Below are 21,445 nucleotides of genomic sequence, written 5' to 3' on the forward strand. Positions count from 1 at the left end.
AGGGAGGCCGAGTGCAGAAGCAGTGGCGAACGAGTGCGTGCGCGCGGTCACTGGCTTACCTGAGTAGGTCGCGACCACGGGATCACCCGGCACACCTGACCGCTGCGCAGGGGGTGTCCGCAGCGTCCCGGACGACCTGCGAGCACTCGGCTTCAATCGCGGCGAGGGCCGGATCGGCGCGCGAGTCCGGTTCAGGCCCACCGCGCAGGAGCCGCGCACAGCGCCCGGGCCTCGGCATAGAGCCGTACCCTCAGGCGTCGAGGGCCGCCAGTTCGGCCTTCGCCAAACTGATCGTCCTGGCGCGGTGGAGCGCGCAGTGGACCCCCACACGTGCATGTAATGCGATGCCTCGATGCCATGCCCGCACTGGAATCTCCACTTCACACAAGGTCATCGCGCACGGTGGAGGTGCGGCATAGCCCGACGTGAATCGGATCTTCTCGGACCCGCGTTCCTCACGGCCGTCCTCCAGCAGCTTGAGCGCGCGGGTCAGGTGGTCGCGGGCCTTGTCGGTCGCGCCGAGAGCGGAGTGTGCCTGGCCCAGCGTCAGATGAACCCGACCCGTGAAACGGGGGCCGTAGTCGGCGGCCAGGGGTAGTGCCCGCGTCGCCGCGTCAAGCGCCTCCGGCCAGCTCTTCGCGTCGGCCAGGCACCTGGCCATCGCCACCCGGGCCGTCATCCGAGCCACCTGCGCCGGCGCCGGCGCGACCGGTCGCGCGTCGACCTCCCGCAGCACACCCCGGAACTCGTTCAGCGCCTCGTCGAACCTGCCGAGCTCCACGAACGTCTGCCCCAATCCAACGCAAATCTGGACGTACCCGTCGTGGTTGCCGGCGGCGTCGGCCAGGTTCAGGGCGCGGTAGTACGCTCCCATGGCCTTCTCGATGTTGCCGCCCATCCGCCAAGCACGGGCCGCGTAGTGCAACGCGTTGGCTTGTTCCTTCGTGTCGCCGAGCTCCCCGGCAAACCGGTAGGCCTCCATCGCCAGGGCCACGCTCTCCTCGTGGCGCCGCTCACAGGTGGAGACAGCCCAGGCATAGTGGTTGATGTGGGTGATCTCCTGCCGACGGTCAGGCAACCGGCCGGCAGCGACACGGGAAAGGCAATAGACCTCCGACCAGTGTGCCCAATGGATCATTCGGTCCGCGTACCAGTGCATCGTCTCTGCCACGTCCACGACCCGCTGGTGCTGGTCGGCGGCGGCCGCCGACCGCAACGCGGCCAGCCAATTGTCCGCCTCGACCTGCAGCCAGCTATGCGCCTCCTCCGGTGTGGCCATGGAAACCAGACCCTGCCAGTCATCCGGTGGCGCGCCGAACCCGGGCTCGAACCACCGCCCCGCGATGATCGCCGTCTCCAACAACCAATCCACCATCCGACGCTCGGTCCCCGCCCTGGCCTCCGCCGGCTCCTCGCCGCGCAGCCGGTCAGCCGCGAAAAGCCGGATCAGGTCGTGGAACCGGTAACGATCGAAACCTTCGGACTGCAAGAGGCCCAGGTCAACCAGCTCATCCAACTGATCCTCGGCGTCGAAGAGATCAACCTGGGCGAGCACTGCGGCGATCGGAGCGCCGAAATCCACCCCCGGCACGTGCGCGAGCCGCCGGAACATCGCCTTCGCCGGGTTGGACAGCTGGGCGTACGACAACGCGAACGCCGCCGCCACCCCCAGATCCCCCACCGAGAGGTTCGCCAGCCGCCGATCCGCGTCCGACAGCCGCTCCGCCAGATGCCCCATCGTCCACCCCGGCCGACTCGCCAACCGCGTACCCGCGATCCGCAACGCCAACGGCAGGTGGCCACACAACTGGGCCACCGTGCCGACCTCCTGCCCCGCCGCCCGATCCGACGCCTCCCCCACAATCGCCCGCAACAGATCAGCCGACTCCCCCGACGTCAGCGGCGCCAACCCGATCCGCAACACCCCCTCCAAACCACCCAACAAGCGACGACTGGTCACCACCACCATCCCGGCCCCCAGACCCGGCAACAACGGCCGCACCTGACCCTCATCCGCCGCGTTGTCCAACACCAGCAGACACCGCCGCTCCCGCAGAATCGCCCGCAACTGGCTGGCCCGCTCCTGCTCATCGTTGGCGATCCTGCGGGGGTTGACGTCCAGCGCCCGCAACAGCCGCATCAACGCCTCACCAACCGGCGTCGGCACCGGATCCGTACCCCGAAGGTCCAGGTAGAACTGCCCGTCGGGAAACACCTCCCGCAACTGCTCGGCCGCCCGGACCGCGAACGCCGTCTTCCCCACGCCCGGCTGGCCGTGCACCACCGCCACCAGCGTCGGACCACCGACAGACGCCGCCAGTGCGTGGCGGCAGAGCAACTCCAACCTCCGTGCTCGACCCACAAAGTCACTGACCCCCCGCGGCAGCTCACCCACTCGGGGCCGCCCGACCCGACTCTCCGACCGCTCCGAGCGCGCCAACTCGACCAGACCAGCACGATCCCCATCACTGAGCTTCAGCGCGTCGGCCAACGCCGCCAACGTCCGCTCCTGCGGCGCGCGACTGTGCCCCCGCTCCATGTCACTGATCGCCCGACCACTCACCCCCGACGCCTCGGACAGATCCTCGATAGTCAGCCCCGCCGACTGCCGGAACCCCCGCAACCGCTGCCCGAACGAAGAACCAGCCACCACACCTCCCAAACGCTTTCGGATCATCCCGGCGAGATCACCCTCGCCGCCCACGGTGACCAGCGCGCCGTCATCACCGACAACAGGGCCGGCATGTTCGCCACCGACCCGGGCGACGCCATCATCGATGCCAGCCGCCAGCTAGGCCGGGTTGACCGGTCGGATCAGGCCAGTCCGGACACCGCTGCGGTCTTCTCGGGGTTCATCACCCACAGCACCTGATTGATGCCGTCGGTCGAGGCGCTGACCGTGACAATGGCGTCCAAGGTGCCGTCGCGCCACAGCACGGCGGACGTCTGCCCGTTCGTACTCGCCCACCGCACCTCGACGCCGTCCCAGAACCAGGTGGAGATCGCGGTCAGGAACTTCGCCACGCGCACCACTCCCACCACCGGCCGGCGGGAAACGCGCACCCTGCCGTTGCCGTCGCCGATGTTGGTCACGTTCGCCGCTAGTAGCCGCTCCAACGCGGTCATGTCGCCGGAGCGGGCCGCCGTTATGAACGTGGTCAGGAGGTGCCGCTGCGCGGCCGCGCTCGCCGGCGTACGCCTCTCCCCCGTCATGTGTTTGCGCGCCCGGCTGACCAGCTGGCGCACCGCAGGTTCGGTCGACTGCAGGATGTCGGCGATCTGCGCGTACGGGTAGTCGAACGCCTCCCGCAGGACATACGCGGCGCGTTCGTTAGGCGTGAGCTTCTCCATCAGCAGCAGCGCCGCGAACTCCAGGGCCTCCCCGCGCTCCGCCCCCAGGTACGGGTCCGCGCTCGTGTCGACCGGTTCCGGCAGCCACGGCCCGATGTACGTCTCACGCCGCACCCGCGCCGACTGGAGTGCGTTGATCGCCAGCCGGGTCGTCGTCGTCGCCAGGAACGCGGCCGGGTCGATCACCGCGCCGCGGTCACACGTCTGCCACCGCAGCCACACCTCCTGCACCAGATCCTCGGCCTCGGTGGCGCTGCCGAGCATGCGATACGCGATCCCGAACAGGCGCGGCCGCAGGCTCGTGAAGACCGCCGCGGCCTCCTCGAGATCATCCGTCCCAACCGGCTCGTGATTCACGCCAGAGTTCACCATTCCTCGCCCCCGCTGACCACGTCGCGGCTGCTACCAGGCCCATCGTGGTCCGACCACGCCGCAAGCCCCAACGCCTGGGCAGCAGCAGTGACTGCAACCACAAGCGAGTCACTGCAGCAGTGACGGCAACCACACGCCTGTCACAGATTCCGCGGCTGCGCTGTCCCGGCTGGTGGAGACACCGAAGCGCACCAGGAGAACCCATGACCAACCAGAGGCCGACCGTCGTCCTCGTACACGGCGCCTTCGCCGAATCCGCGAGCTGGTCCGGGCTGGTCGAGCGATTGCAGGACCGGTCCATCGACGTCGTCGCGGTCGCCAACCCGCTGCGCAGCGTGCCGGGCGACGCCGCCTACCTCAGCGACGTGATCGCCGGGGTCGGCGGACCCGTGGTGCTCGTCGGCCACTCATACGGCGGCATGGTGATCACCGACGCCGCCGCGGGAAGCGACAAGGTGGCGGGCCTCGTCTACGTCTGCGCGTTCGCGCCCGACCAGGGCGAGTCCGCGTTCGATCTGGCGAACAAGTTCCCAGGAAGCACCTCGGCCGTCCGCCCTCACCGCGAAGCTGCCGACGGACGCCCCGGCGTGGAAGTCGATCCCGTCGTGGTTCGCCTTCAGCGACGAGTGCATCCCGGCCGCCCTGCACTGCTTCATGGCGAACCGGGCCGGCGCCAAGGGCGTCCGCGAGGTGCCCGGCGCGTTGTTTCCGCCTTGCGATCGCGGCGCTGGTGGCTTCCATCGTCCGCTGAAGACGGCGCTGATGGGCGTTCGAAGCGGGATCCAGGTATCGAACGGAGAAGGGCGGCGCGGTGAGGACCAGTCGGCTGGAGGCATTCAGTGACGGGGTGCTTGCCATCATCATCACGATCATGGTGCTGGAGCTGAGGGTGCCGGAAGGTCACGATCTTTCCGACCTCGTCCACACGACCGGCGTCGGGCTGCTGGCGTATCTCCTCAGCTTTGTCTATGTAGGCATCTACTGGAACGGCCACCACCACATGTTCCACCTGGTTCGGCGGGTCAATGGCGGTATCCTGTGGGCAAACCTGGCGCTGCTGTTCTGCCTGTCGCTGGTCCCGTTCACGACAACCTGGGTGTCCGAATCGAGGTTCGAGCAGACCCCGGTCGTCATCTACGGCCTGAACCTGCTCAGCGCGGCCATCGCCTACCTCGTGCTCCAGACGGTGATCATCCGGCAGCAGGGACCGGAGTCGCCGCTGCGCCAGGCCGTCGGCACCGACCGCAAGGGCAAGATCTCCATAGCGTTCGACGTCGCCGGGATCCTCAGCGCCCTGACGATCGACCGGAGCGGGCAGGTCGGAGTTTGGATTGCCCTGGCGTGCTTCGTCCTCATCGTGATCATGTGGGTTGTCCCCGACCGCCGCATCGCCCGGGTGGTCCGCCAGTACGAGACTCCGGACTGAGGGCACGGCAGGAGAACGCTCCCGCCTGTGACACCCGGGCGCCGGGTGTCGCGACTTCGGGGACATTTCGGCGGAGGTGTCACAGGCCGAGGGTGTTCCCGGTCTTAACTGGTGACCGGATGGCAACTGATACCCCGGCCAACAGGAAGGCTCGTCATGAAGATCGTTGTAATCGGCGGCACTGGCCTGATCGGGTCCAAGGTCGTGGCGAAGCTCGACGAGCTCGGCCACGAGGCGGTGCCGGCGTCACCGAAAACCGGCGTCAACACCATCACCGGCGAGGGCCTGGCCGAGGCGTTGGCCGACGCGTCCGTGGTGATCGACGTGTCGAATGCCCCCTCGTGGGAGGACACCGCGGTGCTGGAGTTCTTCGAGACCTCCACTCGCAATCAGCTTGCGGCGGAGGCGACGGCCGGTGTGGGCCACCATGTGGCGCTGTCGATCGTGGGGACCGAGCGGCTGCCCGAGAACGGCTACTTCCGGGCGAAGGTTGCGCAGGAGAAGCTGATCGAGGACTCGTCGATCCCGTTCTCGATCGTGCACGCGACGCAGTTCTTCGAGTTCGTCCCGAGCATCGCCGACAGCACCGCGGACGGTGGCACGGTCCGGATGCCACCGGTGCTCTTCCAGCCCATCGCCGGCGACGAGGTGGCCCAGGCAGTCGTCCGGGCGTCGGTGGGGTCGCCGTTGAACGGGCGGGTCGAGGTCGCCGGGCCCGAGCGGCTCCCGATGAACGAGTTCTTCCGGAACGCCCTGGCTGCTTCGGGCGATCCGCGTGAGGTGGTCACCGACCCGCACACGCGCTACTACGGATCCGAGTTGGAAGAGCAGAGTCTGGTGCCGGTCGGTGAGGCGGTGCTCGGGGAGATCAAGTACGCCGACTGGCTGGGCCGGACCAAGTCCGGCAAGTAGCGCACCGGCCCACGCGCCGCGCAAGGACCGCCGTGCCCCTCGCCCGTCCTGACCATGCCGACCCCACTCCAGGCGACAACGGGCCAGCCGACAACGGGCGCGCCAGGCCGACATCCATCGAAATCACCAGGAGGAACGATGAGCGCTCCGACCGGAGACAACGACTCATTGCACGAGCTCGAGGCCGAGGTCGAGGCGGAACTGGCCATGGCCGAGTCGAGCCGCCCCGAGGAGGCCGTCACGCTACCGGTCACCCAGTGGCTGTTCGATCCGGCTGACGCCCAGCGCGAGGAAGTCGGCCTCCGCAGCCTTCTTGGCGCGGTCGAGGCGCTGGAAGGCGACCCTCGATTCGGCCACCCGACGGACGGACGTGCCTGAGACCCGCACCACGCCGACTCGGGGAAGCCACCTCTTCAACAGCCGGAGCAAGGCCTGCGGCCAACGTCAGCGCGCCGTCAAGCGCCTGCCGACCCCTTGGCGACGCGCTGATCGGGCTCCGGCCCGGTCAGAGTTGGCCGAGCGCCGCGAACGGGTCAGCGCCCTCGCCGCTGTCGGCGGCCGCGATTCGGCGCCGCAGCGTGAATGTCTCGCCCGGTGCGAGGGTCACCTGACGCTGGCTCAGCACCCAGTTGTAGGCGGCGTACGCGACGACGTTGGTGTCGTCGTAGACGAGCTGGTCGAGGTGTCCGACCGCAGCCAGGTCCAGTGGCTTGCCGACGGTGACTCCGGACAGTTGCGGGTCGTCGGTGCCGGCTGAGACGGCCAGGGCCACCAAGCAAGGCCTCGGCCAGGGCCGGCCGCAGCAACGCCGCGTGCCGGCCGCCGTCCGATGGACTTCATCCGCTGACGGGCCGAAGTGCCCGGGTCAGCGGGCCGCGTGGATCCAGTCCTGGTAGTGCGTGGGGGCCAGGTGTGCGTCCGGGCCCGCGATGAGCACGTCGCCGGTGGCGACCGCGAACATGCCGGCTGCGTCGTCGGTGACGACGGTCCGGTCGTCGTGCTGTGCGGCCAGGGTGAGCCTGCCGAGGTCGTCGAGGGCGAAGACGTCCGGGCCGGCGACGTTCCGGATGCCTTGCAGCGGGGTGCCGGTGGAGACGTCGACGACCGCGTCGACGACGTCCGCGGCGGCCATCGGCTGTAGCCGGGTACCGGGCAGGCGAACCGTGGTGTCGTCGGAGGTCCAGGACAAGACCGCGTTCATGAATTCAAAGAACTGGGTGGCACGCACGATGGAGTACGGCGTGGGCCCCTGCCGGAGCAGTTCTTCCTGCAGGGTCTTGGCGCGGTAGTAGTCGAGCTGGGGCACCTGGTCGACACCGACGATCGAGAGGATCACCTGGTGACGGACGCCGGCACGCTCCCCGGCGGCCAGCAGGTTGGTCATGGACGTACGGAAGAAGTCCAGGGACGCCTCGTCGAAGGTCGGCGAGTTCGCCACGTTGACCACGACGTCGGCGCCCGCCAGCGCCTGGTCCAGGCCCTCTCCCGTGATCAGGTCGACGCCGGTCGACGGCGACGCGGGGACGGCCTCGTGTCCGGCCGCGGTCAGCTTCTGGACCACCTGCGAGCCGATCAGTCCGGTACCGCCGATGACTGTGAGCTTCAAGGCTCTCACCCTTCCACGGCGTGCCGCGGAGCACGCCAATTTGTCGAGGACACAGCCCCGAACTCGGATACTTTCTGTCCGAGACAATAACCGGATAGACTTTGTCCGAGTCAAGCCGGGGGGGCGTATGAAGCTGTCAGGTGGCGTCGAGTGGGCACTGCACTGCTGCGTGGTGCTGACCACCGCGACGGAACCGGTGCCGGCCGCCCGGCTCGCGGAACTGCATGACGTATCCGGCAGCTACCTGGCCAAACAGCTGCAGGCACTCTCCCGCGCCGGCCTAGTGACCTCCGTCCAGGGCAAGGCGGGCGGATATGTCCTGACCAGGGCACCCGAACTGATCACCATCCTCGACGTCGTCGCAGCCGTGGACGGCGCTCAGCCCGCGTTCGTGTGCACCGAGATCCGTCAGCGCGGCCCCCTGGCGACCCCACAGGAAGCCTGCACCCGGCCGTGCCCCATCGCCCGCGCTATGGCCGGCGCCGACGCCGCCTGGCGGGCCGCCCTGCAAGCGATATCCATCGCGGACCTCGCCCGCGGTGTCGACGAGGACTACGGCCCTACCGCGCTCGCCAGCATCCGTACCTGGCTCAGCGGGCCGAACGACGGCGATACCGCGATTGTCGAGCAGGGGTAGACGCGCGAGGCGATGTCGGCCTCGCGTGAGACCGACGGCGAGCACGAACGGCTGCGGGCGGCCGCCCAGGAGGCGCGGAGGCGGACTTCGGGCACCTACCCGTCCCGGGTAGCGCAACTAGAGCCGTCCTCGCTCAGCGCGCCCGCGCCGGCGGCATCGCCGCGCTGCCGTGCTCAACTCGGTGGCCGCGGTAGCGGACGATCGGAACGCATCACGAGTCCTCCCTCGCGGTGCCGAAGAGGCGCTTCAGCTGTGCGGTGTGCTGCGGCAGGCTGCGCAGCCGGGCAAGGAACAAGGATTCCGCGAGCTCGTCCAGAGCCGCGTCGATGACGTCCAGGTCGTTCGGACGCAATGACGGGGCCCTGCGGGCCAGCCTGCGCAGCTCCGCTTCGATGACGGCGCGGCTGTAGTTGTGCATTTGCGCAACGAGATCCGAGGTGGGGTCGTCGGCGGGCGGGGCCGAGCGACGAGCAGCCAACAGCGGGTCAGTGGCCATGGCTTCGACTCCTGGCCGTACCGGTCCCGTGGGCGGTGTGCGAGCCGTGGAATGGCGTAGTGACACCGTCGTAGCAGAGCCGCAGCATCATCCCCTGATGTGCGTGGGGCAGGTTGTGGCAATGGTTCATCCAGATTCCGGGATTCGTGGCCTTGAACGCGACCTCCCACACCTCGCCTGGGCGGACATCGAATGTATCCATCCACAACGGACTGCCGGACCGCGGCGTGCTGTTCCTGGACAGGATCAGCACGGGATGGCCGTGCAGATGCCAGGGGTGTGTTTCCAGGCTCCGGTTGACCACGGTGAACCGGACCAGCTCGCCCTCGGCGACGAGCTGATCCGGGATCGACGGGTGACCACGACCGTTGACCGTCTGCGCGTACGCCGGCCGGCCGTCGAGCATGGCCACACCACGGTCCAGAACCATGGTGAAGTGCCGGTCGGCGCGGCTGCCGGCATCGAACGGCACGGCGGTCGGCGTTCCGTAGCGCAGCAGGTCGAGCTCGGGCCAGCCGGAGGTGTCCTCGACGGCCGTGTCCTCACCGGCGGTACCGGCGTGGTCATCCGGACGCAGCCGGAGGCCGCCGGCGTGATCGTTGTCGAGGACGAGCGCCACCGGAGTGTCCGGCATGACGAAGACCAGGTCGTACCGTCCGCCCCCGGGCATCCGCAGCCCGGCGTCGCTGACCTCGCCGGGTTGGTTGAGATCCCGGCCGTCGACGGCCGTCACCCGGAAGGGCGTTCCGGCCAACGCGAATCGATGTGGATCTGAGTCGGTGTTGATCAGCCGCAACCGCACCTTGGTACCGGCCGGTGCGGTGTGTTCCGTGCGCTTGTCCTGATCGGCGAGCAGGACAGTGCCGTCGAATGTGTGCACGGGCAGCGTCAGATCCAGCTGCGCGGTGGAGGCATCGGCTTTGTCCACCCGCTGTCCGCGTGGCGTCACGACGAGTGTCCCGTACAGCCCTCGGCGCACCCCACGGTGAGACGCCTGGTGGGTGTGGTACCAGTAGGTTCCCACCTGATCGGCGCGGAACCGGTAGACGAACTCCTCGCCGGGCGCCACCACGTCCTGTGTCACGCCCGGTGCGCCGTCCTCACCGCACGCCACGTCGTAACCGTGCCAGTGCAGGGTCACTCCGTCGTCGATGTCGGTGTTGCGTAGCGTCACCTCGATCAGATCGCCCATCTCGGCGGTGATCGGCGGACCTGGTGCCTGGCCGTTGTAGGTCCATGCCTGGATCTCACGTCCGGACGGGAGCCGGACGGTGGCGGTCTGCGCGGTGAGTACGTACTGCCGCCTGGTGCCGCCGGGTGCCGGTGCGCCGGCCCCTCGCAGGTCGGCCACTGACACGGGCGGCCCGGAGCTGGACGAGCGCCCGGGACCGCCTCCGGTAGCGGCGGATTCGGCCGGCATGAACAACAGGCCGACGCCGGTTGTGCCGGTACCCACCACCGCTGCTCCGCCCGCCAAGCTGATAAACCGGCGGCGCGAAAATCCGGGCTTTCCGTGCGGTGCCGGGGTGGGCGCGATGTCGGCGCCGCCGGCGGTGTCGGCCGGTGCCGCTGCGACGCGCGCGGTCAGCAGCGCGACCGCGCAGACGACGGAGCTGGCGATCAGTGCGGTGCTCCAGGTCAGGGGGTAGCCGACCAGGAAGGTCACCATCAGCCCGGCCAGGGCCGCGTATCCGGCGGTGAGCAGCAGGACCACGCTACTTGCCGGTATCCCGTCGCCCGACGCCCGGCCGGCGAGCATGCCGGCCTCCGGCGCGCGCCTCGCCGCGAGCAGCCGCGGGCCGGCGATCAGGACGGAGGCCAACCCGACTGCTCCCAGCATGGGCAGGCCCAGCAGCACCTTCTCCTGCACAAACCACCAGCCCCGACCGGCCAGCATCGCCACCGTCGTCACCCGGGCAAGGGTCACCAGCACAGCCGCCGCGAGGAGGCCGAGCGCGAGCCGGGCGCGCCGGGCGGCGGCGGTGGCGCCGGCCGCGAACCACGCGGCAACGCTCAGCAGCGCGACCACGTGGTCCGCGATGATCAACTGACCGGTCGTCATGACGCCGGCTGGGCCGATCCGGCTGCCGGTCCGGGCGCCCCCGCGTCGGTGTCCACGCCGGCACGCCGATGCGGAACCGCGGACCTCGGCAGCGCTCGCGCCTGCCGGGCGACGGTCCCGGCCACTGCCAGGATGATCAGACCGTTGATCGCGTGCAGGCCGAAGACGAGCTGGCCCGCCGTCGTGCTGGTGTCGCCCGTGTCGTTGAACGCCCTGGCGAGCACCGCGATCACCACCTGGACAACGGCCAGCCCAGCGATCAGACCGGTCATCCCGATGAGCCGGCCGGGCATCCGGGCCAGCGCGGCGACGATTGTCATCAGGACCGGCAAGAGGAAGATCACGTACCCCATCGCGCGATGCGGCCGGAAGGACTCGTCGTTGGGCGCGGTGCTGAACGCGCCGCTCGCGGCGAAGTAGAACTGTGCCACGACGACCAGCACGAGCAGGGCCGCAAGGCCGGCGAATACTTTTCGCAAGATAGGCTCCTTCAGGTTGGTTGGATCACGACAGGTGACGGGCGGCGGCTGCCCAGGGGTTGCCGGCAGCCGCCGCCTGCCTCATCGGGACGGGACGGGTTCCGCGTCTGTGACGGGGCGCAGGAACGTGTCGGGTGCTCCTTCGACGTGCAGTTGGGGCAAGTGCCGCTCCATGACGCGAGGAAGCCACCAGTTGCTGCGGCCGAGCAGGTGCATGACCGCCGGCACGAGCAGCATCCGGATGACGGTCGCGTCCACCAGGATGGCCGCGACCATGCCCAGCCCGAAGACCTTGATGAAGACCTGGTCACTCGGGACGATCGCCGCGAAGACAACGATCATGATGGCTGCGGCGGCGGTGATCACCCGTCCGGTGCTGGCCAGTCCGGTGACGATGGCCCGGCCATTGTCCTGGGTCCGCACCCACGACTCTCGCACCCGGCTGATCAGGAAGACCTCGTAGTCCATGGAGAGGCCGAACAACAGCGCGAACATGATGACCGGGACGAAGGCGGCCATCGGGGTGGCGGTGTCGATGCCGACCAGCTTGCCGGCCCAGCCGCCCTCGAGGAAGAAGGCCACCACGCCGTACGACGCCGCCACCGACAGCAGGTTCATCACGGCGGCCGTGACCGCGATGACGACGCTGCGGAACGCCACCAGCAAGAGCAGCATCGACACGACGACGACGCCACCGATGAGCAGCGCGAGCCGGTTGGCGATCAATGTGTTGAGATCGATCACCGCCGCGGTTGCGCCGCCCACGTGCACGTCCGTGCGGGTGCCCTTGGTCGCCGCCGGGATCACGTCGTCGCGCAGGGTCTGGACGAGGTCTTCGGTGGCGGCCTCCTGCGGGCCGGCGGTGGGCACGACGGTGATCAGGGCCGTATCACCGGCAGGATTGAGCCGTGGCGGCGATACCGCTGCGACTCCCGCCGTACGGCTGAACTCGGCCTGTAGCCGCTGGAGGGCCGCGTCGCCGTCGGCCGGCGACACCTCCGCCACGACGAGCAGCGGCCCGTTCTCGCCGGGGCCGAATCCCTCGGCCAGCATGTCGTACGCCCGCCGATTCGACGTACCCTCGGGGTCGTTGCCCGCGTCGGGGAGACCGAAGTGGACGCCGAGGAACGGCGCGGCCAGCGCCAGCAGCAGGGCGACACTCGTCACGATGGCGAACACATTGTGTCGCTGCACCAGCCTGCTCCAGCGCGCCCAGCCGGCCGCCGGCACCAGGTGGCCGTCGGCGGAGATCTGAGCGGCACGACGCCGTCCCAGCGGCACCCGGAGCCGGTCGATCCGCCGCCCCAGGTAGCCCAGCAACGCGGGAAACAGGGTGAGGGCGGCGACCATCACGACCAGGGTCGCCACCATGGTGACGACGGCGGTGCCGTTCATGATGGACAGGCCCACCGCGAACAGCCCTGACATGCTCACCATGACCGTGCCACCGGCCACGAGGACCGCCCGGCCGGCGGTGTCGAGCGTCGCCACGGTCGCCGCTTCGGGGTCGAGTCCCACCGCCCGCCATTCGCGGAACCGGGTCACCAGCAGCAGCGCGTAGTCGATGCCCAGGGCGATGCCCAGCGTCATGCCGATGATGGGTGCGAAGTCAGGCACATCCACCACCGCCGCCACGAGGCCGACCAGGCTGGCGCTCACCGCCAGCCCACCGATCGCCATGGCCAGTGGCAGCCCGGCCGCCACCACCGACCCGAACATGATCAGCAGGATCACCGCGGCGGCGAGCAGACCGATCAGCTCGGATCCCGACTGGGTCGCCTCCGCGAGTTGCACGGCCCGCCCACCGAGTGCGATCTCCAGCCCGTCGCGCTCGGCCGCGTCGGCGGCGGCCAGCAGCCGTTGGGTGTCCTCGACCGGCATGTCGTTGGGGTTGGTGACATCGAGATAGACACGTGCGGCGAGCGTCCGGCCGTCCGGCGCGATGGAACCCCTGGCGGCGTACGGATCCTCGACCGACGCCACGTGCGGCATGCGTCCCAGCTCGCCGAGCAGCGCGCCGACGCCACGTTGCACCTCGGGGCTGGTGACGTCGTTCGCACGCACCACCAGCCGCACCGTGTCGCCGGACTGGGCCGGGAACCGCTCTCCCAGCAGGCGCTGTGCCTGCTCGGAATCCGAGCCCGGCGCTGTGGCGCCGTTTGCCGACTCGCCCCCGAAGGCCGCCGACAGCCCGAAGGCGATGACGAGGCCCACGGCCCAGGCGATCAGCACTCGTCCCCGCCGGCGAAAGGCCAGGCCCCCGAGTCTGCCCAGCGGTCCCGGCCGCGGGGCGTCGGGTGAGCGTTGGCGATTGTCGGGCGCGGACCCCGGATCAGTCATTGGGACTGTAATTGGTTGAGTCACGGAAGCGATCGTCGCGTCGCCGACCTGCGTGCGTCCTCGGGCAGCGGATGGCTGTTCCTACGCAGATTTGCGTAAGCGGCCCGTACCTGGTCGCGCCCGTCGTCGTAGCCGGTCACCCGCGCGCGGCCACTATGATCGCGGCATGAAACGCCGAGCGGCGCCGTTCCGCCTGCCTGTCCTGGCGCAGGACGCCCTGCTCGGACTCTTCGTCGCCGTGATGCAGGTCCAGGCCACCGCCGCGAAACCCGCGGAGGTGGGATCGCGGCCGCTGACCGACCTCGGACACCTGGCATACGTCCTACTGATCGTGAGCGGCCTGGTGCTGGCTGTGCGCCGCCGCTGGCCGGTGCCGGTGTTCATCACGGCCGCTCTCGCCAGCCTGGTGTACTACAGCCTCGACTTTTCGGACGGGCCCGGATGGATCGGGCTCTTCGTCGCCCTGTACACGCTGACCGCGTACGGCGACGGGCGCAGGTCGCTGGTGATCGCGTACGTGGGCATCGCCGTGCTGGCCACCGGCTGGCTCATCGCCGCGGCCGACATCGAGCCGAGGGCCGCCATCGGATGGGTGTTCTTCCGGATCGCGGCGTCGGTCATGGCCGCTGCCCTGGGTGAGTCGGTCCGGTCCCGGCGGGTCATCGCGGCCGAAGCCCAGGAGCGTGCTCGGCAGGCCGAACGGACCCGGGAGGAGGAAGCGCGTTCGCGGGTCGACGCCGAGCGGCTCCGGATCGCTCGGGAAGTCCACGACACCGTCGCTCACGCCATCGCGATCATCAACGTGCAGGCCGGCGTCACCGCGTACCTGCTCGACAAACGGCCGGAACGGGCGCGCGAGGCGCTGGTGACCATCGAGCAGACGAGCGCCCAGGCGTTACACGAGATGCGGGCGATCCTCGGGGTGCTTCGTGATTCGGACAACGGGCGAGTGCCGCAACCCGGCCTGGGCCAGGTCAACGAGCTCACCGCGATGGCGCGCGAGGCCGGACTCGACATCAAGCTCGAGGTGAGTACGTCCACGACGCCATTGCCGAGCGCGGTGGACAACACCGCCTACCGGATCTTGCAAGAGGCGATCACCAACGTGATCCGCCACGTCGGCCCGACCCGGGTGACGGTCGCGCTCGACTACGGCACCGACATCTTGGAGGTCCGGGTGGCCGATGAGGGTGGCCGGGATGCCTGGGGTGATGGTGCCGCGGGTCCGGACGCGCCGGCCGAACACCGGGCCGTCACCGGCAGCTCGGCCGGGCCGGGCCGGGGGATCGTCGGAATGCGCGAGCGCTGTGGGCTCCTGGGCGGAGAGCTGACCGCCGCGCCGCGGCCGTGCGGCGGGTTCGAAGTCAAGGCGCGGCTGCCGCTGGCTCCCGCCGGAACCGTGCACCCATGAGCGCGGCGGCCGCGTCGTCGGGCAGCGCCCCGATCAAGGTGCTGCTCGCCGACGACCAGGTTCTGGTGCGGTCCGGGTTCAAGGTGCTGCTCGACGTCGAGGACGACATCACGGTGGTAGGGGAGGCCGCCAACGGCGCCGAGGCCGTGGAGCGGGCCCGGGCCACCCGGCCCGACGTCGTACTCATGGACATCCGCATGCCGGAGCTGGACGGGATCAAGGCCACCGGCCAGATCGCCAGGACGCGCGGTCTCGAACAGGTCCGGGTCCTGATCCTGACCACGTACGACACTGATGAGTACGTCTTCGAGGCGCTGCAGGCCGGCGCAAGCGGCTTCCTGCTCAAGGACGCCGGACCGGCCGAGCTGTTGCATGCCATCCGGGTGGTCGCCGCCGGAGAGGCGTTGCTCGCGCCGCGGATCACCCGGCGCCTCATCGCCCAGTTCACCGCGGAACGGATTGCCACCCAGGCCGGAGAAGAACGGCTGGCGGTGCTGACGCAACGCGAGCGTGAAGTACTGGCCCTGGTGGGACAGGGGCTGAGCAACGACGAGATCGGCGCTGAGCTGTTCCTCAGTCCGGCCACCGCCCGCACCCATGTCAGCCACGCGATGGCGAAGCTGGGTGCGCGCGACCGCGCGCAGCTGGTCGTCATCGCCTACCAGACCGGGTTGGTCAACCCTCGGCCATGATCATGAGCCCGCTAGGCGCGGCCTAAACACTGCTATCGACATGATGGGGCACCGCGGCACGGAGCGAGGGCCTCGACGGTGGGTACCGAGCGTCCGCTCCCCCATTTACAGCCCAAGTGGTGCGTGGCCAGAAGATCGCCCTTGCTGCCGAGCCGGGCGAGGACTTGGCCGACGTCCTCCGCCGGCTCGTTCCGCGGCATCGCAAGGTTCTCCTAGGTCCCTGGTACGGGTACGAGTAGGGCATGGTCGTCGACGTGGCGGTACCCGAGCCGTTCGTAGAGGGCCCGTGAACCCGGGGTGCAGTGCAGCCAGACCAGGTCTGAGTACCCGGCGGCGAGTTCACCCGCGGCGATGGTCAGCGCGGTGCCGAGTCCCGTGCCCTGCCAGGTGGGAAGCACAGTGATGGCACCCAGGTACGCGGTGTCGGCCATGAGCCGCACCCGCGCGCAGCCGACTGGTTCGCCGCCGACCCGCGCGACCAGGTGATGCATCCGTCCGGCGGCAAGGTGGGCGTCGGTGACCAAGGGTGCCAGTTCGGCTCCATAGGGGACGAGGAACTCGTCGCGGTCACGGGCCGGTCCAATGTCGGCCATCGATCGCGGGCGCGATGGAGGCGGACCTTGCAGGGCTAGTACGGGCATCAGGTCCCACCGCTGGAAGCCGGCGACCTGGTGCTCGTCCTCGGCCCGAACCATGAGCGTCCACTGCGGTGACCTGGCGCGCAGCCAGGCGGCCACCTGAGTCACCGGCTCGGCAGTGGGCGGACCGGGCAACGCGAGCAACCGCCCGGTCGTGGCCCACGGGTAGGGTAGCGCGATGTGCTGACACGGCACGCCCGACACGACCGCCCAGTCGTCGCCGGCCGGGATGAGATCGGCGGTATCCGCGTGGGCGGCCGAGATGCGCAAAGCAGCGTCACCCATCCGAACACCTCACCCGAGTCACATCCCCTTGTCTACCCATTTCGCCAGCCCACGACGAAGCCCGGGGACGAACGTGCCGGAGCTGTTGGCGAACCGGTCGGGCACCACCCACGGAGCAGCGGGCCGGCGAGTCCCTGGCGCAGCTGGTGTCCGAGGGGCAACACGAACCAAAGCCCAACCAGGTCCGGCCCTGTCGCCGTCGGTCCCGTTGATCCAGCGGCTGGTCAGTGCCAGGGCGGGGCCATCGGGGCGAGGCCGAGATCGGCGAAGCGCGGCTGCGCCGCGGGCGGCATGGTCGCCGCCGGCGAGCACCATGGTCCGCGCCGACTGGTAGCGGCAACCGGCGGCGTCCGCCGTAGGCACGCCCCGGTTGGGTGCCGAGCTGGTTCAGGACCGCGTGCCATTCGCGCCGGGCGTCGTGGTCGTCGCGTAGGCCGTGGATCATCGTCAGAGCAGCCACCGCCGGCCCGCTGCCACGAATCGAGGAACCGGACGCTGCCGGTGAGTACCTCGTCGACGTTGCCCGCCAACGCGTCGGCCACCAGCAGCCACCTCGCGGCACGACGGCCGACCTCCGCCAGCAACGGGTGATCCGCGAGTTGCCGTGCCCACCTTGGGTGGCCGGGTCATCCGCGAGCGCGGCCGCCTGCGGTTGGCGGCCAGCTCGACCGCGTTTCTGTCAGGGCTTGGCCGGTGCGGGGCGGGTCTGCCGGGCGGGTTGAAACAGTTCGATCAGGTTGCCGGCGGGGTCGGCGAGCAGGATCTGGCGTCCGCCGGGGCCGGAGATTGCGTCGCTACGGAACGACACCCCGGCGCCGCGGAGCCGATCGATCTCGGCGTCGAGACTGTCCACGATTAGGTGGATGCGGTTGCGACCGGGTGTGGTCGCGTCGGCGGGGGTGGCGCGGGCACCGGAGCTGGCCGGTCCGGACAGCAGCAGCCGCAGCGGTCCACGGACCACGTCGGCGAAGGCGGGGGCGGCACTGGTGTTGAGCGTGAAGCCAAGGTGGGTGGTGTAGAAGTCGACGGCTGCCTGGACGTCGTCGACGAGGTAGCGGACGCTGGTGTACTGGTCGGGAGCGGTCACGGCTGAGTCTCCTTACGCTTTCTGGTGGCCAGGGCCGGCAGCAGGTACCCGATTCGGGCGTCGATGTCGGCCGCCGTGCGGGCGAAGGCCGGGTAGCCGGCCTGATCGGTGGCGCCGGCTGCCGCGGGATCGGGGATGCTCCAGTGAACCCGTCGAGGCTGCTCGACGAGTTCGGGGCAGACCTCGCGGGCCTTGTCACACAAGGTGATCAAGTAGTCGAACCGGCAGCCGGTGAGGGTGCTCAGGTGCCTGGGGCGTTGGCGGGAGATGTCGATGCCGAACTCATCATGCAGAACCCGTGCCGTGTGGGGATGCAGGCGTGGTTTGGGACGGGTGCCCGCACTGGTCGCCTCGACCCGGCCGGCGCTGAGCCGGCGGAGCAGGGCTTCGGCGATGGGTGAGCGGGCACTGTTACCGGTGCAGACGAACAGCACCGCCACCGGTGCGGCCGGTTGTGGCACCGACGGTGCCGGGGGCAGACGCAGCGCCGGGTGCAGGGCGGTGCCGGTGTTGGCCAGCGCGTCGGCGCAGCGGTCCAGGTTCAGGTGGTAGTAGCTGTCCCGGCCGTCGAAGCTGCTGCGCGTGGCGGTTACCAGGCCCCCGTCGCGCAGCAACCGCAGGTGATAGGAGACCAGGTTCTGCGGCTGGCCGGTCAGCGTAACCAGCTCGCGGACCCGCAGGTCGCTGCCGGCGAGTTCGGTCAGCAGCCGCCAGCGCAGCGGGTGGCCAGCCAGTCGCACGAACGCCGGGGCGGATTGACTCGACGAGGTCACGTCTCGGAGGATACATCAAATCAGTTTGACGAATCTCGGAGGGGGTGTGGGTGGTCGCATCCGATGTGGTGTGGCCCCGCTGGCCAGACAGCGCCTGGCCCCTCAGGGCGCTATCAAGTTCGCGAATGGAGATGGTGGGCGGGTTTCAGGTCGTCGCGGTGGTCGCTGATTGGGAGGCATGACAAGAGCTTTGCGAACCTCGAACGCGTCGTTACCCGCCGTGCTGGGGCGCTCCGGCCGGCGCCGCTTCGACTCGGGAATCGGATCCCGGGAAGAACAGACCCTCGTGTCCGTCGAGCCAGCGCACGACGTACGGCGGAGTGCCGTCCTCATGCCGTAGCGCGATGATCTCGCCGACCCGCCGCGTCTGACCCACCCGGGTGCCCTCCACGATGAGCCGGTCGCCGACGTTGGCCTTCATGATGCCCTCCCTCGCCGTCCGTCGTCGCCGGTCTGGCGGTGGCTCGGCCTTCCTGCAACCCGTCCGAAGCCGCCGGACACCGCGCTCCGCTTCACCCAGGCTGGCCGCTTCGGACGCGCCCGTCAACGTCGAACTCGTACGAGCGGGTGGTGGCCGGCTGCGCCCGCTGGCCACCACCCCTCGGGATGACACGGTCAGTGGTGGTGTCCGAGTTGGGACCTGATCTCGCCGCCCGGGTACTTGGTGCTGTGGACGTTGACGTAGGTGCTGCCGGCGCGGATCGCGTTGATGAGCTCGGCGAACTCTCCCGCGGCGATGCCCTGCCCGGCGGGACCGATGACGTCGGCGGGCCGGAGGGTCCCCGAGATCGTGGCCGGCGCGGGTGGGCAGGCCTGGGTGCCCGCCGGGCCGTTGCCGAGGTTCGAGCAGAGGAAGACGCTGATCCCACCGGACTGCGACGGGCTGCCCAAGTGGATGTGCGCCTGGGTGACGGTGCCCTCGAGACCCGTGTAGCTCAGCTCGTACGAGATCTCCTGTAGCCCTTCGTCGATCTGCACCCGGACCTGACCGTCGCCGGTCGTCGACAGCGCGACCGGCGTCTCGCTGTAGCCGGTGAGTTGCTCGTGCAGGGTGTTCCCGGTTGTGCCGTCCGGATCGGCGACGGCCGCGCTCCCCGCGGCGGTGCCCGCCACCACGACGCTGGCCGCGGCCGCGATCGCGAATCTCCGTGTCCGTCCTGTCATGACATCGTGCCCCCTTCTGTAGACACGCGGTCTCCCTTCGGGTACACGCATCAGTGGCGGACCGGGTTCAGTCCGCGAGACAGCCGTTCGATAGGTCCACGACGCGGCGCTGTCCTCGGTGGGGCGGTGGGGCGCGGCGGTTAGCCTGTCCGGATGCAAGGAGCGGCGTCCTGGAGCGACCTTGATGGCTGATGCCGACGATGTTCGTCAGCTGGCGCTGGCGCTGCCGCACGTGGTCGAGATCGACAGTGACGGCTTCGACTTCCGGGTCGCCGACAAAGGGTTCGTCTGGTCCTACCCCGAGCGCAGACCCGGTACGTCGCGCCTCATCCGGACCGACATCGCGGTGCTGTACGTCGGCGACGAAGCGGAGAAGCAGGCGTTACTCCTCGGCGAGCCCGAGGCTTTCTTCACCACGCCGGCGTATGACGGGTTGCCCCTGGTCATGCTGCGGTTGACGCAGGTGAGCGTCGATCGTCTGAAGGAGCTCGTCACCGACGCGTGGCGCATGCGTGCCCCGGACCCACTCGTCGGTGACCTCGATGACGGCACCGACTCGTTGAGCCCGGATCTGAGCAGAGCCGATCAGTAGGCCGCGGTAGCGCTCCCCCGATGCCGCAGGCGGAACCTGCGGAAGCTCGACCGCCGTCTGCGCCAGCCACAGCAAGATCGCGTGTCCCGCACGCTCCGCGGCCCGAGCAGGCGTCGATTCGCGTGAGAACATGCGTCCATGAGCAGCGACGTCGCCCTGGATGTGAGCGCCCTGGCTATCAACGTCACGATCCCGGAGAGGCTCCGCTGGACCGACACTCGACGCGGTGAGGAGTTCACGCTGACCACACTCAACGTCCGGCTCCTCCCGGACGGGCGCCTCGCGGCGAAGGCCTACGGCCGACCGACCGGCGGCGGCCGCGGCACATACGTCTCGTTCCCCGTGCCCAACAGGCCCGAGCTGGCGGCCCTAGTCACCAAAGCTGCCAGCCGCGCCGGCGCGCTGTGGGCCGCCCACCGCGGTCTGAGCTGAAGGTTCGGCTGCTGTGACGCGGCAGGCGCGTCGACTCACCAGCCTCGTAGCCGCACAGGCCGCAGCAGACGCGACCTGAACCGCGCCGAGCGCGCTCGCTCGGCGGCAAGAGAGGACGTTCAGCTCTTGCCCGGCTCCGCCAGCGAGAGGGTGGTATGCCTGGTCCAGGTGCCGCTGTCCTCGGCCTGGACCATAAGCGTCACCGTCCGGGCGCGTCCCTCGATCGGCAGGTGCTGTTCGAGGGCCTGTTCTGCAGCTCGCATGTCCGCCAGGTCGCAGCCATCAGCCACTGTCAGGTGAGGCACGACGTCGTCAAACCGGCCCTCGTACGGTGGGAACTCCGGAAGCGGTGTGCACGAGCTCGGTGAGGACCCGGAAGGGTTGGGGATCCTCTGGCGCGAGCCACAGAACCTGATCGCCAAACCATGCGGTGCGGGCCAGTCGAAAGTTGAACGCCGCGGTACTGGCGAAGATCCGCCGCAGGTCAGCTACGACCATCGTGTCGATCTGAGCTGGAGGCACGAACGGAAAGAGGACAGTGACATGCGCCGGGACTCCTAGCCGAGCGCTAGCGTCGAGCACATCGCGATGGTGTCCCACTGCCGCTTCCGCCTCAGGGACCTCGAGTACTAAGGCACTCTGCCGGATTGCCGCAATCACGGCCCGAGCCTAGGTTCTGGCGTAGCCGCA

General features: G+C 69.5%; 24 protein-coding genes. 9 read left to right on the forward strand and 15 right to left on the reverse strand.

The features are described from left to right. Positions 1-250 precede the first annotated feature (250 nt). Entirely contained in the window at positions 251-2,704 is a 2,454-nt protein-coding gene (locus GA0070624_RS24805) for a helix-turn-helix domain-containing protein (protein WP_245718969.1), read from the reverse strand. 110 nt (positions 2,705-2,814) lie between these two features. Then, a complete protein-coding gene (locus GA0070624_RS24815) occupies positions 2,815-3,708 on the reverse strand; it encodes an RNA polymerase sigma-70 factor (protein ID WP_245718970.1) in 894 nt (297 codons plus the stop codon). Between the two features lie 218 nt (positions 3,709-3,926). Here GA0070624_RS24815 and GA0070624_RS24820 point away from each other — a divergent pair, with 218 nt between their 5' ends. The 4 genes from GA0070624_RS24820 (at position 3,927) to GA0070624_RS24835 (ending at position 6,439) form a co-directional block, all read left to right on the forward strand. Beyond that, the gene (locus GA0070624_RS24820; RefSeq protein WP_091345159.1) at positions 3,927-4,538 is read left to right on the forward strand and encodes an alpha/beta hydrolase; all 612 of its coding nucleotides are present in this window, start codon (positions 3,927-3,929) and stop codon (positions 4,536-4,538) included. Further along, a complete protein-coding gene (locus tag GA0070624_RS24825) occupies positions 4,535-5,149 on the forward strand; it encodes a TMEM175 family protein (RefSeq protein ID WP_091345161.1) in 615 nt (204 codons plus the stop codon). The genes GA0070624_RS24820 and GA0070624_RS24825 overlap by 4 nt, the downstream gene beginning before the upstream one ends. A gap of 156 nt (positions 5,150-5,305) precedes the next feature. Then, positions 5,306-6,061 (forward strand): SDR family oxidoreductase, encoded by a 756-nt coding sequence (locus GA0070624_RS24830; RefSeq protein ID WP_091345163.1) that lies wholly within the window; start codon positions 5,306-5,308, stop codon positions 6,059-6,061. Between the two features lie 138 nt (positions 6,062-6,199). Next, a complete protein-coding gene (locus tag GA0070624_RS24835; protein ID WP_091345164.1) occupies positions 6,200-6,439 on the forward strand; it encodes a hypothetical protein in 240 nt (79 codons plus the stop codon). A gap of 127 nt (positions 6,440-6,566) precedes the next feature. Here the strand turns inward: GA0070624_RS24835 and GA0070624_RS24840 are convergent, their stop codons facing one another. Then, positions 6,567-6,833: a hypothetical protein gene (locus tag GA0070624_RS24840; protein WP_091345166.1), complete on the reverse strand. Its 267-nt coding sequence runs from the start codon at positions 6,831-6,833 to the stop codon at positions 6,567-6,569. A gap of 93 nt (positions 6,834-6,926) precedes the next feature. Beyond that, complete coding sequence (locus GA0070624_RS24845) at positions 6,927-7,667, reverse strand: SDR family oxidoreductase (protein WP_091345167.1); 741 nt, start codon at positions 7,665-7,667, stop codon at positions 6,927-6,929. Positions 7,668-7,794: 127 nt separating this feature from the next. Here GA0070624_RS24845 and GA0070624_RS24850 point away from each other — a divergent pair, with 127 nt between their 5' ends. Then, positions 7,795-8,304, forward strand: a complete 510-nt coding sequence (locus GA0070624_RS24850; protein ID WP_091345169.1) for an RrF2 family transcriptional regulator — start codon at positions 7,795-7,797, stop codon at positions 8,302-8,304. A 211-nt stretch (positions 8,305-8,515) separates the two neighbouring features. Here GA0070624_RS24850 and GA0070624_RS24855 read toward each other — a convergent pair whose 3' ends face one another. The 4 genes from GA0070624_RS24855 to GA0070624_RS24870 form a co-directional block, all read right to left on the reverse strand. Further along, a complete protein-coding gene (locus GA0070624_RS24855; RefSeq protein WP_091345171.1) occupies positions 8,516-8,800 on the reverse strand; it encodes a hypothetical protein in 285 nt (94 codons plus the stop codon). Beyond that, on the reverse strand, positions 8,790-10,862 hold the full coding sequence (locus tag GA0070624_RS24860) for a multicopper oxidase family protein (protein ID WP_091345173.1): 2,073 nt from the start codon (positions 10,860-10,862) through the stop codon (positions 8,790-8,792). Before GA0070624_RS24860 ends, GA0070624_RS24855 begins: the two co-directional genes overlap by 11 nt. Beyond that, the gene (locus GA0070624_RS24865) at positions 10,859-11,341 is read right to left on the reverse strand and encodes a DUF6220 domain-containing protein (protein WP_091345175.1); all 483 of its coding nucleotides are present in this window, start codon (positions 11,339-11,341) and stop codon (positions 10,859-10,861) included. Before GA0070624_RS24865 ends, GA0070624_RS24860 begins: the two co-directional genes overlap by 4 nt. A gap of 81 nt (positions 11,342-11,422) precedes the next feature. Further along, on the reverse strand, positions 11,423-13,573 hold the full coding sequence (locus tag GA0070624_RS24870) for an MMPL family transporter (RefSeq protein ID WP_176731858.1): 2,151 nt from the start codon (positions 13,571-13,573) through the stop codon (positions 11,423-11,425). A 274-nt stretch (positions 13,574-13,847) separates the two neighbouring features. Here GA0070624_RS24870 and GA0070624_RS24875 point away from each other — a divergent pair, with 274 nt between their 5' ends. Then, positions 13,848-15,092, forward strand: coding sequence for a sensor histidine kinase (locus tag GA0070624_RS24875; protein WP_091345178.1), 1,245 nt, complete (start codon positions 13,848-13,850; stop codon positions 15,090-15,092). Next, positions 15,089-15,784 (forward strand): response regulator, encoded by a 696-nt coding sequence (locus GA0070624_RS24880; RefSeq protein ID WP_091345180.1) that lies wholly within the window; start codon positions 15,089-15,091, stop codon positions 15,782-15,784. Before GA0070624_RS24875 ends, GA0070624_RS24880 begins: the two co-directional genes overlap by 4 nt. A gap of 212 nt (positions 15,785-15,996) precedes the next feature. Here GA0070624_RS24880 and GA0070624_RS24885 read toward each other — a convergent pair whose 3' ends face one another. The 5 genes from GA0070624_RS24885 to GA0070624_RS24910 all read right to left on the reverse strand — a co-directional run bounded on the left by GA0070624_RS24885 (position 15,997) and on the right by GA0070624_RS24910 (position 19,731). Beyond that, positions 15,997-16,707 carry a GNAT family N-acetyltransferase gene (locus tag GA0070624_RS24885; RefSeq protein WP_091345182.1) on the reverse strand — a complete coding sequence of 237 codons (711 nt, stop codon included), beginning with the start codon at positions 16,705-16,707 and terminating at the stop codon, positions 15,997-15,999. Positions 16,708-17,386: 679 nt separating this feature from the next. Beyond that, a complete protein-coding gene (locus tag GA0070624_RS24895) occupies positions 17,387-17,794 on the reverse strand; it encodes a VOC family protein (protein WP_091345184.1) in 408 nt (135 codons plus the stop codon). Continuing rightward, positions 17,791-18,567 carry an arsenate reductase/protein-tyrosine-phosphatase family protein gene (locus GA0070624_RS24900; protein WP_091345186.1) on the reverse strand — a complete coding sequence of 259 codons (777 nt, stop codon included), beginning with the start codon at positions 18,565-18,567 and terminating at the stop codon, positions 17,791-17,793. The genes GA0070624_RS24895 and GA0070624_RS24900 overlap by 4 nt, the downstream gene beginning before the upstream one ends. 211 nt (positions 18,568-18,778) lie before the next feature. Beyond that, positions 18,779-18,988: a DUF1918 domain-containing protein gene (locus GA0070624_RS24905; protein WP_091345188.1), complete on the reverse strand. Its 210-nt coding sequence runs from the start codon at positions 18,986-18,988 to the stop codon at positions 18,779-18,781. Between the two features lie 194 nt (positions 18,989-19,182). Next, the gene (locus GA0070624_RS24910; protein ID WP_176731859.1) at positions 19,183-19,731 is read right to left on the reverse strand and encodes a CHRD domain-containing protein; all 549 of its coding nucleotides are present in this window, start codon (positions 19,729-19,731) and stop codon (positions 19,183-19,185) included. Between the two features lie 184 nt (positions 19,732-19,915). Between GA0070624_RS24910 and GA0070624_RS24915 the strand changes: the two genes are divergently transcribed. Further along, positions 19,916-20,323 carry an MmcQ/YjbR family DNA-binding protein gene (locus GA0070624_RS24915; protein WP_091345192.1) on the forward strand — a complete coding sequence of 136 codons (408 nt, stop codon included), beginning with the start codon at positions 19,916-19,918 and terminating at the stop codon, positions 20,321-20,323. A gap of 138 nt (positions 20,324-20,461) precedes the next feature. After that, positions 20,462-20,755 (forward strand): hypothetical protein, encoded by a 294-nt coding sequence (locus tag GA0070624_RS24920; protein ID WP_091345194.1) that lies wholly within the window; start codon positions 20,462-20,464, stop codon positions 20,753-20,755. Positions 20,756-20,874: 119 nt separating this feature from the next. On the opposite strand, the gene GA0070624_RS34980 is transcribed toward GA0070624_RS24920, so the two are convergent. Both GA0070624_RS34980 and GA0070624_RS36960 read right to left on the reverse strand, forming a co-directional pair. Continuing rightward, a complete protein-coding gene (locus GA0070624_RS34980) occupies positions 20,875-21,018 on the reverse strand; it encodes a hypothetical protein (RefSeq protein ID WP_176731860.1) in 144 nt (47 codons plus the stop codon). 49 nt (positions 21,019-21,067) lie between these two features. Next, complete coding sequence (locus tag GA0070624_RS36960; protein ID WP_091345196.1) at positions 21,068-21,415, reverse strand: 2'-5' RNA ligase family protein; 348 nt, start codon at positions 21,413-21,415, stop codon at positions 21,068-21,070. Positions 21,416-21,445: the final 30 nt, after the last annotated feature.

This window comes from Micromonospora rhizosphaerae (assembly GCF_900091465.1).
Taxonomy (GTDB): Bacteria; Actinomycetota; Actinomycetes; order Mycobacteriales; family Micromonosporaceae; genus Micromonospora; species Micromonospora rhizosphaerae.

Coding starts and splice junctions, on each gene's coding strand:
- GA0070624_RS24820 (WP_091345159.1), top strand. CDS start 3,927: ATGACCAACCAGAGGCCGACCGTCGTCCTCGTACACGGCGCCTTCGCC.
- GA0070624_RS24830 (WP_091345163.1), top strand. CDS start 5,306: ATGAAGATCGTTGTAATCGGCGGCACTGGCCTGATCGGGTCCAAGGTC.
- GA0070624_RS24835 (WP_091345164.1), top strand. CDS start 6,200: ATGAGCGCTCCGACCGGAGACAACGACTCATTGCACGAGCTCGAGGCC.
- GA0070624_RS24850 (WP_091345169.1), top strand. CDS start 7,795: ATGAAGCTGTCAGGTGGCGTCGAGTGGGCACTGCACTGCTGCGTGGTG.
- GA0070624_RS24855 (WP_091345171.1), bottom strand. CDS start 8,800: ATGGCCACTGACCCGCTGTTGGCTGCTCGTCGCTCGGCCCCGCCCGCC.
- GA0070624_RS24860 (WP_091345173.1), bottom strand. CDS start 10,862: ATGACGACCGGTCAGTTGATCATCGCGGACCACGTGGTCGCGCTGCTG.
- GA0070624_RS24875 (WP_091345178.1), top strand. CDS start 13,848: ATGAAACGCCGAGCGGCGCCGTTCCGCCTGCCTGTCCTGGCGCAGGAC.
- GA0070624_RS24880 (WP_091345180.1), top strand. CDS start 15,089: ATGAGCGCGGCGGCCGCGTCGTCGGGCAGCGCCCCGATCAAGGTGCTG.
- GA0070624_RS24885 (WP_091345182.1), bottom strand. CDS start 16,707: ATGGGTGACGCTGCTTTGCGCATCTCGGCCGCCCACGCGGATACCGCC.
- GA0070624_RS24905 (WP_091345188.1), bottom strand. CDS start 18,988: ATGAAGGCCAACGTCGGCGACCGGCTCATCGTGGAGGGCACCCGGGTG.
- GA0070624_RS24910 (WP_176731859.1), bottom strand. CDS start 19,731: ATGACAGGACGGACACGGAGATTCGCGATCGCGGCCGCGGCCAGCGTC.
- GA0070624_RS24915 (WP_091345192.1), top strand. CDS start 19,916: ATGGCTGATGCCGACGATGTTCGTCAGCTGGCGCTGGCGCTGCCGCAC.
- GA0070624_RS24920 (WP_091345194.1), top strand. CDS start 20,462: ATGAGCAGCGACGTCGCCCTGGATGTGAGCGCCCTGGCTATCAACGTC.
- GA0070624_RS34980 (WP_176731860.1), bottom strand. CDS start 21,018: ATGCGAGCTGCAGAACAGGCCCTCGAACAGCACCTGCCGATCGAGGGA.